We start from the raw sequence: 9,891 nt of genomic DNA, 5'->3' as shown, positions 1-9,891 counted from the left end.
CACGGGGCCGCCGCCGGCTGGCGCAATGTGTTCGGTTGGTCGCGGAGGGGGCCGTCTCAATCCTGACCCGCGGTTGGGTCATCAGCTCACCGTCCGCTCTGCCGTTATCAGGTTGAGCACATCTACGAAGGAAGAACTACCGATGAACCTTCGCCCCGGACGCCTGCGCGCCGTGGCCGTGCTGCTTGTGGTGCTCGGCCTGGTGGCAGCGGCGTGCTCCAACTCCTCGGGTGAGGCGGACAGCTCTCCCAGCACGGGCGGGAACAGCGCCAGCGCGCCTGGTGTGTCCAGCACGGAGATCAAGTTCTCCGTGCTGGGAACGAAGACGAACAATCCACTGGGTAACTGTCTGCACGAGTGCTTCCTCGAGGGCATCAAGGCCTACTTCGCGTACCGCAACAGCGAGGGCGGGGTGAACGGCCGCCAGCTCGTCGTGAGCAAGGAGGTCGACGACCAGCTCGGGCAGAACCAGCAGAAGGCCGTCGAGATCATCTCGGCCAACGACACCTTCGCCACCTTCAGCGCCACCCAGCTCGCGACCGGCTGGGGCGAGTTCGCCGAGGCGGGCGTCCCCCTGTATGGGTGGGCCATCCACCCGGCGGAGATGAGCGGCAAGGACTCGATCTTCGGCAACTCGGCGCCGCCCTGCCTGGACTGCATGGACCGCACCTTCACCTACGTGGCCAAGCTGGCGGGCGTCAAGAAGATCGCGGCCCTCGGCTACGGCGTTACCGACAACTCCAAGCAGTGCGTCAGCCAGATCACCGACACGGTCGACCGTTACAAGGCCACCACCGGCCAGGAGATCGTCTACAAGAACGACTCGCTGGCCTTCGGCCTGGCGAACGGCGTCGGCCCCGAGGTCACGGCCATGAAGAAGGCCGGCGCCGAGATCATCATGACCTGCCTGGACCTCAACGGCATGAAGACGCTGGCCCAGGAGCTCAAGCGGCAGGGCATGGACAACATTCCGATGTACCACCTGAACTCCTACAACCAGAAGTTCGTCACCGACGCCGACGGCCTTTTCGAGGGCGACTACATGAGCGTTGCCTTCCGCCCCTTCGAGGCCGGTGACGGCGACAGCTCGATGACCGCCTTCCGTAAGTGGATCGAGAAGGAGGGTGGGGAGCTCGACGAGATGGCCATGTACGGCTGGATCGACGCGGACCTCGCCTACCAGGGCCTTCTCGCGGCTGGGAAGAACCCGACCCGGGATGCGGTGATCTCCGCCACCAACAAGCTGACGGACTACACCGCCGGCGGTCTCATCTTCCCCGTCGACTGGTCGCGTCAGCACGTGCCGGCCACCAAGGCGGACCCGATCACCCACGGTTACAAGCAGGTGTGTCGGGCGCTGGTCCAGGTGAAGAACGGCAAGTTCCAGCTGGTCGGTGGCACGAAGGACAAGCCGTTCGTCTGCTGGCCCGCCAAGGACGACACCTGGACGGAGCCGACGCTGACCACCTTCAAGTAGGCAGCAGGCAAACCGGCAGCACGTCGGCCGGCTGAACAACATCTCGGGTCCGGAACGGCAGGCCGCCGCGCGGCCCACGCGCAGCCAGCAGGCGCGTGGGCCGCGCGGCGTTCTCGGTCAGCCGCGCGGGGCCCGCGGCGGGGGCCCGGCCGGGATCTCCACGGCGATCTCGTCGCCGAGGCGGTAACCCGCGGTCAGCGGCAGGTCGTCGCCGCTCCAGAAGCGCCCGGGGTCATACCAGTTCGGCCGGCGCCCCGGCGGCAGCAGCCCCATCGCCTCGTAGGTGACGGCCACGACCTCGGCGCAGTAGGCGGACTCCAGACCGGCTGGCGAAGGCTCGGCACGGGCCGGTCGGGCTCCCCTCAGGAGACCCAGCACCCGCGACGCGCGGGTCCGCGGGGAGGTGTCCGCCTCGGTGGCGATACTCGTCTGCGGCGAGACGGCCGTCTCCGGGGACGGAAGGTGGGCCTGCGGTGACGGGCCCGCTGTGGTGGTGGCGCCGGCGACCCGCAGCCGTGGTGCCCGGCCGGCGAGCCACCGGCCCGCGAGCCGTGCCGTCGACGGGAACGGGGTGCCGTCGAGCCGGGCGACCGTACGCAGCACGGCGTCCTCGGCCGCCCGGTCGACGGTCGGCTCGAGCTGGCGCAGCCAGGCCCGCTGGCCGTACCGGTTGCCCCAGACGACGACGGCCTCGCGCAGGTCGTGAAGCTGCACTCCGCGATGGTGACCGCCGGCCCACACGTCGTGCAGGGAACGACCCAGCTCCGCGTGCCACATCAACGGCGGAAGGTCGTCGAGGACGACGGCCATCCCGACATGGTTCACCGGGCTGTTCGTCGTGAGCTGGATCGCGCGGTCCATGGTGCTGCGGCCGCGGAAGATCCACACGTCGCCGGTGCGGGTGAGCTCCACGGCGTCGTCGAGGGTCAGGGGTCGGCCGCCCATGACGCCAGCCTAGTGCCGGTGGCCAGCACGGCCGAAGCCATGGGGATGGTGGTCGTTCTGGCGGCCGTAGTCCCCAGGCCCTGTCGGGCAGCAGCGGCGGCGCGTCTGGACGCCCGGCCGTAGCTGGCCCGAGGGTGCTCTCTCCGTAGCCTGAGCGCATGAAGAGATGGAAGTTGTCCCTCGGTGCGGGGCGTGGTCGCTGGTGGAAGGTGCTCGGGCTGGCCGGCGTCGTGGGGGTCGCGGCCGGGGGCGCCGCGGTGGCGCGCGCGGAGCGCTCCCGGCGCGCCTACACCCCGGACGAGGTCCGGGCGCGGCTCGTCACCCGGTATGCCGAGGCAGCCTCCGGATCCGCCGCCGAGGTGGTCGACGAGACCGCTGGCGAGGCCGCCGCCAACGACACCGCGGCGGAAGCCGGTCGGGATCGCGAAGGGCGCAACGGCTCGTAGCGCCCTGCCCCCGCCCCCTCCCGGCAACCCGCCCGCCACCCACCCTTGCATCGTTGCAGTATTGCAATAGTGGGCTCGCCCTGACACGATGCTGGCGCCAACTTTGTCGATCAGACTTGTGAAGTTATGGCGTCCCGTCGGGTGATGGCCCTGCCGTGCGGCCCGACGCCAGGCGCCACGGGAGGAACACAGTGACCATCGACCTGATGGGCGGCCTCGACGCGGACCGCGAGTTCGTTCTCCCGGGCCAGCCGGACGACCCCCAGACGCGCGAGTCGGTCAACGCCTGGATCTGGGACGACGGCGCCGAGTTCGGCCTGCCCCGCGTCGGCATCGAGGCGGTCGGCGACCAGTGGGAGACCCACGACATCCAGGTGAACATCGCGCTCGCCGACGGCCGGGTGTTCAACATCTTCGACTCCGGCAAGGTGCACGATCCGATCGGCGCCGACGGGCGTCCCCGCACCCTCGGTGCCGGGCCGCTGTCGTACGAGCTCGTCGAGCCGTTCCGGCACTGGCGCGGGCGGCTGGACGGGTTGGCCGTGCAGACCACGGTCGGGGCACAGATCGACGGCAGCTACCGGCGCGGGGCGTCCGACGGGCCGCTGGTCCCGGTCGAGCTCGACCTGGACCTGCGCAGCGCCGTTCCACCGTGGGAGGGCGGCACGCTGCTGGAGGAGGCCGGTCGGGTGCTCGCCACCCAGGAGGAGGGCGCGCTGATGGGCGGGCCCCGCTTCGAGCAGCTCTTCCGGGCCGAGGGGCGGCTGCGCCTCGGCGACGAGGTGTTCGACCTGAACGGCGGTGGCCTGCGGATCCGCCGGGCTGGAATCCGTCGGCTGGCCGCGTTCCGGGGCCATGTCTGGCAGTCGGCGCTGTTCCCGAGCGGCCGGGCGTTCGGCCTGTGCCTGTACCCGCCGCGCCCCGACGGCAAGCCCACGTTCAACGAGGGCTACCTGTTCGACGGCGACGGCGAGCTGATCCCGGCGCGGGTCACCCGGGCGCCCTGGCTGCGTGAGCTGCGGGCCAGCGGCGGGGACGTCTCCGTCACCCTGGAGACGTCGCGGGGCGAGACCACGATCGAGGGCGAGACCATCCTGTCGACCTTCGCGACGATGGGCGCCGACATCGGCTCCGCCTCGCGTCTGCACCTGCAGCAGGCCCTCGCCCGCTACAGCTGGGACGGGGAGACCGCGAACGGCATGATCGAAAGGTCGGCCGTTCTAGGCTGAGTATCGCGACGCCGCGGTGGACAGCGGCGGCGGTGCACAGCCGCGGCGGACAGCCGCGGCGGACGGGCGTCGCGGTCCACCGGGACGGCGGTCGAGATCAGGCACGCGGGCGGGAAGTGCTCCGCGCGCGAGGGGAGTGCTCGAGAGATGGCGCGGCGTTTCCGCTTCAACACCGGCCCGGGCCGGACACCGGACGTCAGCACGCTGCGCCAGGCCGGCCAGCGCATCGAGGCCCTCGGCTACTCGACCTTCGCGCTGGCCGACCATTTCATGATCCCGTTCGCGCCGCTGATCGCCCTGCAGGCGGTCGCGGACGCGACGACCACGCTGCGGATCACGCAGACCGTGCTGAACCAGGACTTCCGCCATCCTGCCGTCCTGGCGAAGGAGCTGGCGACGCTCGACGTGCTGTCCGAGGGCCGCCTGCAGATCGGCCTCGGTGCCGGCTGGATGCGGGCCGAGTACGAGCAGGCGGGCCTGCGCTTCGATCCCGCTCCGGCCCGCATCGAGCGCCTGGAGGAGGTCGTCGTCATCCTGAAGGGCCTGTTCGGCGGCGAGCCGCTGCATCACGCGGGCAGGCACTTCACGGTCGACGGGCTGCGCGGCACGCCGCGGCCGAACCAGCGCCCGCACCCGCCGATCATGATCGGCGGCGGTGGCCGGCGGCTGCTGTCGACCGCCGGACGGCAGGCCGACATCGTCCAGATCATGCCGCGGATCTCTCGGGGTGGACCGGCGGAGCCCGAGCGCGACCCGTTCGGCGCCGACACCTACCTGGAGAAGATCGACTGGGTGCGGGTGGCAGCCGGTGACCGCTTCGCCGACATAGAGCTTGCCGCCCAGCTGCTGCACGTGACCGTCGGCGCGGAGCCCGACGACGAGTTCGAGTCGTTCTACCAGGGCTTCGTTCGGCAGCGGGTGGACACGGGCGCGGGTGCCGTGCCGTCCCGCGAGGAGCTGCGCGCATCCCCGATGGTGTTCGTCGGCTCCCTCGACGAGGTGTGCGCGCAGTTCGTGGACGTCCGCGACCGGTTCGGCATCAGCTACTTCTCGACCCCGCTCGATGCGACCGCCGAGGCGCTGGCACCGGTCGTCGAACGGCTGGCCGACTGCTGAGGCGCAGGCGCCGGCGGGCGGGGCCGGCGGGCGGGGCCGGTCGGCCTCGGCGCGCGTGCCGCTGTGTGCGTCGGCGTGCGTGTCGGCGAACGCGGCGGCGAGCTCGTCGAGCTCGTCGCGCGCGTCCGGGTGCGCGACGTTGCGGATCAGCTCGTCCGCCTGCTGGCGCAGGCTGCTGGCCTGATGTCGGCCACGCCGTGCTCGCTCACGACATGACTGTGCTGAAAGCTGGTGGTCGGCTCGGACAGCGCGGTCGTTGACGCGGCGGCGGGGAGAATGTTGACCTCGGTGCCCATCGACAACCGTCCATCGACCGGCCGGCTGGTGTGCAGCACGACGACATCAGGGCGGTACCCGCCGGTGAACAGACGTGGGACGAGGCCGAGGCGGCTGGGCAGGTATTCGAGTGTCGGGCGGCCCCGCATACCGGGGCCGACGAACGGGGTCACCGGAATGACTCCGGGCCGGTCCGGGAGGCCTTTCTGCGGATTCAGCACGAAAAGTCGGTAGCGCTCGACCGTGCGGTCGAGGGCGCTCAGCGCGACGAGTGGCGACGCGAAGTTCCCGGCCGCCACCACCGTCGGCGGATTCTCTCCACCTGCGCCAACGGCGCTGATCTCGCCGCGTTCGTCGTTTTCGTCGCTTTTGCCGCGAGCGCCCAGACGGGCTGCGACCAGATCGCCAAGGGTCGATTCGTCGACGCTGCGCATGTCTCTATTGTCGTGGGTCGCTCCTGCGCCGGCCGATGCCGGTCCAGCGGACCGCCTATGTACCCACTGGTACCCCATTGCCAGCACAGTCCTTACCCACCAGTTGCCCACGGAGCCGCCATGGGTCTCTCCTGGGGTGCCCGTACGGCGGTGGCCCGGGAATGCGCTCGGGCGGTATCGGCGGCGTCGGCGCGGTAAATGGAGTGCAATCGCGGACGTGCCGTGACACCGGGAATTCGGTCGGCGTGCCGGGCGTCGGCGGCCGGAGAGCCCGTCGCGCCGTAAGGTGGCTGACCGTGCTGCCTGCGTCACGCCACCGGTCGCGCAGGCGACTCGAACGGTCGGTCAGTCGGGCCCGCCCCGCCTGTGGCTCCACCCACATTCACCTGGATCAATCCGTCGGTTCAGGCGGTCGCCCCACCACCCCGCCACGCAGTGGTTGACGCGCCGGCCCGCGCTGCGAATCCTTGTCCTCCAGCGGGTGGGCTGGGGGCCGACTGGCGGGAGTGTGCATCGTGAGGAGCAGAAGTGACCGAGGAAGTTTCCGCAACTCCACACCGGAGTTATTACGGGCGCTGGAAACCGCAGCGCCGCCCGTACTGGGCCCGGGGCCGCTCCAGGGATCTCGCCATTGCATTGTCGGTCATTCTGCTGGGTGCCACGGTCGGATGTTCCACGCCGGATGAGTCGGCCTCGCCGACCGCCTGCGCGGCCGTCCCGGGAGTCACCGACGACACGATCAACCTGGGAATGATTCTCTCCGACACGGGAACCGCGGCCAGCCAGGCCATCGGCGCCCGTGCCGGCGCCGACGCACGGTTCAGCTCCCAGAACGAGGCCGGTGGGGTGCACGGCCGGAAGATTGTCTACGACCTGCGCGACGACCAGTCGGACCAGGGGGAGAACCTGGCAGCGGCGAAGAACCTCGTCGAGAAGGAGGGCGTCTTCGGTGTCTTCAGCGCGACGAGTGTGTCCACCGGCTCGGCCGAGTACCTGCACAGCGCGAGGGTTCCGGTGTTCGGCCTGGCGATGGAAGCGGCGTGGGGCACCTACGACAACATGGTGAGCTATCTCAATCGCTTTCCGTCGTCGGTGGTCTTCGACACGCTCGGGAAGTTCGCCAAGGCAAAAGGCGTCCAGCGCGCGGTGATCCTCACTACCGGCACCTCCGTCGCCTCCGTGGCCGGCGCGGGAAGGATAACCTCGATTCTCCAGCATTCCGGAATCGAGGTCGTGGGAACCGTCGACTACGCCCCGGCGCTGACCACACCGGCAACCATCGGCCGCCAGATCGCGCGGACCGGGGCCGACGCCCTGTTCGCGCCGGTGACCGGAGACGACTTCATCGACGCCTACCAGGGCGCGATGGCCGCCGGTGCCGACCTCAAGGTCGGGCTCGGGGTCAGTGGGTACGGTCACGAGCTGCTGGCCCGGAAGGGCGCGAAGATGGCCGGCGCCTATTTCTACGTCGCCTATCTCCCCTTCGAGGCTGACACGGTTGCCCAGCAGACCTATCTGGACGCGATCGCGCGCTACGCGCCGGAGCTGGATCCGCCGGACGCGCAGGCCGCGATCGAGTCCTACATCACCGCCGATCTACTGATCGAGGGGCTGCAGGCCGTCGGGCCGTGCCCGACCCGGCAGGGGGTGCTCACCGCGCTGCGGTCGATCTCGGACTACGACGGCGCCGGTCTGCTGCCCGCGCCGGTCGATCTCACCCAGGGGTTCGGCCAGTCCGCGCGCTGCCTGACCTTCGTGCGGGTCAACGCCGTGGGCACGGGCTTCGACGTCGAACAGCCGTCAGTGTGCGGAGATCAGATCGCCGGCGGTACCTCGTGACGTCGTGACGGCGGCCAGCCCGGCGCCCGCCGAACGTGTTTAGCAGCGGTCCGCCGAATCTGCCGCGCGCCGCCACGCGGCCGGCCGACCCGGCGGCACCGAGGTAGGGGAGCGCGACCGGACAACCGGCGGGGCGAGAAGGGGAACCACGCAACGCCGGTTCGGCGCTCATGTGGCGCCCATTTTGATCCACCCACATTCACCTGGATCAATCCGTCGGTTCAGGCGGTCGCCCCACCACCCCGCCACGCAGTGGTTGACGCGCCGGCCCGCGCTGCGAATCCTTGTCCTCCAGCGGGTGGGCTGGGGGCCGACTGGCGGGAGTGTGCATCGTGAGGAGCAGAAGTGACCGAGGAAGTTTCCGCAACTCCAGACCGGAGTTGTTACGGGCGCTGGAAACCGCAGCGCCGCCCGTACTGGGCCCGGGGCCGCTCCAGGAACCTGGCCATTGCATTATCCGTGGCTTTGCTGGGTGCGGCAGTCGGGTGTTCGGCACCGGATGGGTCGGCGGCGACGGCCGCCTGTTCGCCGGTCACGGGAGTCACTGACGACACGATCAACCTCGGTCTGATCCTGTCCGACACGGGTATCGCGGCCAATCAGGTCATCGGCGCCCGCGCCGGTTTCGACGCCCGGATCCTGTCCGAGAACGAAGCCGGTGGGGTGCACGGCCGTAAGATCGTCTACGAGCTGCGCGACGACGAGTCGGACCAGCTGGTGAACCTGGCCGCGGCACGGGACCTCGTGGCGAAGGAGCAGGTCTTCGGTATTTTCAGCGCGACGACCGTGTCCACCGGCTCGGCCGAGTACCTGAACAAGGCCGACGTCCCGGTGTTCGGTCTCGCCACGGAAGCAGCGTGGACGAACTACGCCAACATGGTGAGCTATCTCAACCGAATGCCGTCGTCGGTGGTCTTCGACACCCTCGGGAAGTTCGCCAGGTCAAAAGGCGTCCAGCGGGCGGTGATTGTCGCGACCCCCGGTTCCCTGGCCTCGCAGGCCGGTGCCGGCCGGATCACCTCGATCCTCGAGCACTCCGGGATCGAGGTGGTGGGAACCCTCAACTACGCACCGGCGCTGACCGCACTGGCAACCATTGGCCGGCAGGTCCGGCAGACCGGTGCCGATGCCCTGTTCGCCCCGGTGACCGGCGATGACTTCGTCGACATCTACCAGGGGGCGGTTTCCGCCGGCGCCGACCTCAAGGTCGGGCTCGGGATCAACGGCTACGGCCACGAGTTGCTCGCCCGAAAAGGCGCGAAGATGGCCGGCGCCTACTTCTACGTCGCCTATCTCCCCTTCGAGGCTGACACGGTTGCCCAGCAGACCTATCTCGACACGATCGCGCGCTACGCGCCGGAGCTGGATCCGCCGGACGCGCAGGCCGCGATCGAGTCCTACATCACCGCCGATCTGCTGATCGAGGGGCTGCAGGCCGTCGGGCCGTGCCCGACCCGGCAGGGGGTGCTCACCGCGCTGCGGTCGATCTCGGACTACGACGGCGCCGGTCTGCTGGGCGCGCCCGTCGATCTGACCAAGGGTTTCGGTCAGTCGGCCCGTTGCCTGACCTTCGTGCGGGTCAACACGGCAGGCACCGGCTTCGGCGTCGAGCAGCCGTCGGTGTGCGGAGATCCGATCACCGGTGGCGCCCCCTGAGCCCGTGATCCCCGGCCGCGAGCTGGTATCCCCGCAGCCGGGGATACCAGACCTCCTACGACTTGGCGTCGGACCACCGCCCGACGACGGTGATGTCCGCGACGAAGCGGACGTTGCTTCCGGCCGCCCAGTACGCTGCGGTCGACTCCAGGGCCCTGCGGGTCGCGGCGACCGCCTCAGCCGCCCTGGCGGTCGGAACGTGCAGCAACAGCTCGTCGTGCAGGCAGAGCACGATCTCGCCGCCCAGCGGCACGAGCAGCTGGCGTACCGTCACCGCCCAGGCCTTGAACAGCTCGGCGGCTGAACCCTGGACGACGGCGTTGCGGGCGAACCGGCCCCACGCCGCGGCGGCCCGGTCGGGATCGGCGCCGCCGACGGCACCCTGGTCCGGTCCGCGATCGTCCGCGCCCCCCGGGCCGGCGCCGGCGTCCACCCCCGGCACCGCAGCTGTGCCCGCGCGCGTGCCGCCGCCC

The 9,891-nt window shown here is 70.3% G+C and carries 9 protein-coding genes; 6 read left to right on the top strand and 3 right to left on the bottom strand.

The window, feature by feature from the left end:
• Positions 1-142: 142 nt before the first annotated feature.
• Complete coding sequence (locus tag FREUN1FDRAFT_RS36010) at positions 143-1,477, top strand: ABC transporter substrate-binding protein (protein WP_006545337.1); 1,335 nt, start codon at positions 143-145, stop codon at positions 1,475-1,477.
• 117 nt (positions 1,478-1,594) lie between these two features.
• On the opposite strand, the gene FREUN1FDRAFT_RS36005 is transcribed toward FREUN1FDRAFT_RS36010, so the two are convergent.
• Positions 1,595-2,422, bottom strand: a complete 828-nt coding sequence (locus FREUN1FDRAFT_RS36005; RefSeq protein WP_006545336.1) for a hypothetical protein — start codon at positions 2,420-2,422, stop codon at positions 1,595-1,597.
• A gap of 173 nt (positions 2,423-2,595) precedes the next feature.
• Between FREUN1FDRAFT_RS36005 and FREUN1FDRAFT_RS36000 the strand changes: the two genes are divergently transcribed.
• The 3 genes from FREUN1FDRAFT_RS36000 to FREUN1FDRAFT_RS35990 all read left to right on the top strand — a co-directional run bounded on the left by FREUN1FDRAFT_RS36000 (position 2,596) and on the right by FREUN1FDRAFT_RS35990 (position 5,213).
• Entirely contained in the window at positions 2,596-2,868 is a 273-nt protein-coding gene (locus FREUN1FDRAFT_RS36000; protein ID WP_198144571.1) for a hypothetical protein, read from the top strand.
• Positions 2,869-3,059: 191 nt separating this feature from the next.
• Entirely contained in the window at positions 3,060-4,097 is a 1,038-nt protein-coding gene (locus tag FREUN1FDRAFT_RS35995; RefSeq protein ID WP_006545334.1) for a hypothetical protein, read from the top strand.
• Between the two features lie 147 nt (positions 4,098-4,244).
• Positions 4,245-5,213, top strand: coding sequence for a TIGR03621 family F420-dependent LLM class oxidoreductase (locus FREUN1FDRAFT_RS35990; protein WP_006545333.1), 969 nt, complete (start codon positions 4,245-4,247; stop codon positions 5,211-5,213).
• A 146-nt stretch (positions 5,214-5,359) separates the two neighbouring features.
• Here the strand turns inward: FREUN1FDRAFT_RS35990 and FREUN1FDRAFT_RS35985 are convergent, their stop codons facing one another.
• Complete coding sequence (locus FREUN1FDRAFT_RS35985) at positions 5,360-6,001, bottom strand: hypothetical protein (protein ID WP_232295579.1); 642 nt, start codon at positions 5,999-6,001, stop codon at positions 5,360-5,362.
• Between the two features lie 558 nt (positions 6,002-6,559).
• Here FREUN1FDRAFT_RS35985 and FREUN1FDRAFT_RS35980 point away from each other — a divergent pair.
• Both FREUN1FDRAFT_RS35980 and FREUN1FDRAFT_RS35975 read left to right on the top strand, forming a co-directional pair.
• On the top strand, positions 6,560-7,762 hold the full coding sequence (locus FREUN1FDRAFT_RS35980; RefSeq protein ID WP_232295578.1) for an ABC transporter substrate-binding protein: 1,203 nt from the start codon (positions 6,560-6,562) through the stop codon (positions 7,760-7,762).
• A 459-nt stretch (positions 7,763-8,221) separates the two neighbouring features.
• Entirely contained in the window at positions 8,222-9,418 is a 1,197-nt protein-coding gene (locus FREUN1FDRAFT_RS35975; RefSeq protein WP_232295577.1) for an ABC transporter substrate-binding protein, read from the top strand.
• Between the two features lie 55 nt (positions 9,419-9,473).
• On the opposite strand, the gene FREUN1FDRAFT_RS35970 is transcribed toward FREUN1FDRAFT_RS35975, so the two are convergent.
• A partial coding sequence (locus tag FREUN1FDRAFT_RS35970) for a DNA polymerase (RefSeq protein WP_006545329.1) occupies positions 9,474-9,891 on the bottom strand: 418 nt, incomplete at its 5' end.

Source organism: Parafrankia sp. EUN1f, from assembly GCF_000177675.1.
Taxonomy (GTDB): domain Bacteria; phylum Actinomycetota; class Actinomycetes; order Frankiales; family Frankiaceae; genus Parafrankia.
Note: the sequence above shows the minus strand (reverse complement) of the source record. Positions and strands in the feature narration are given on the sequence as shown.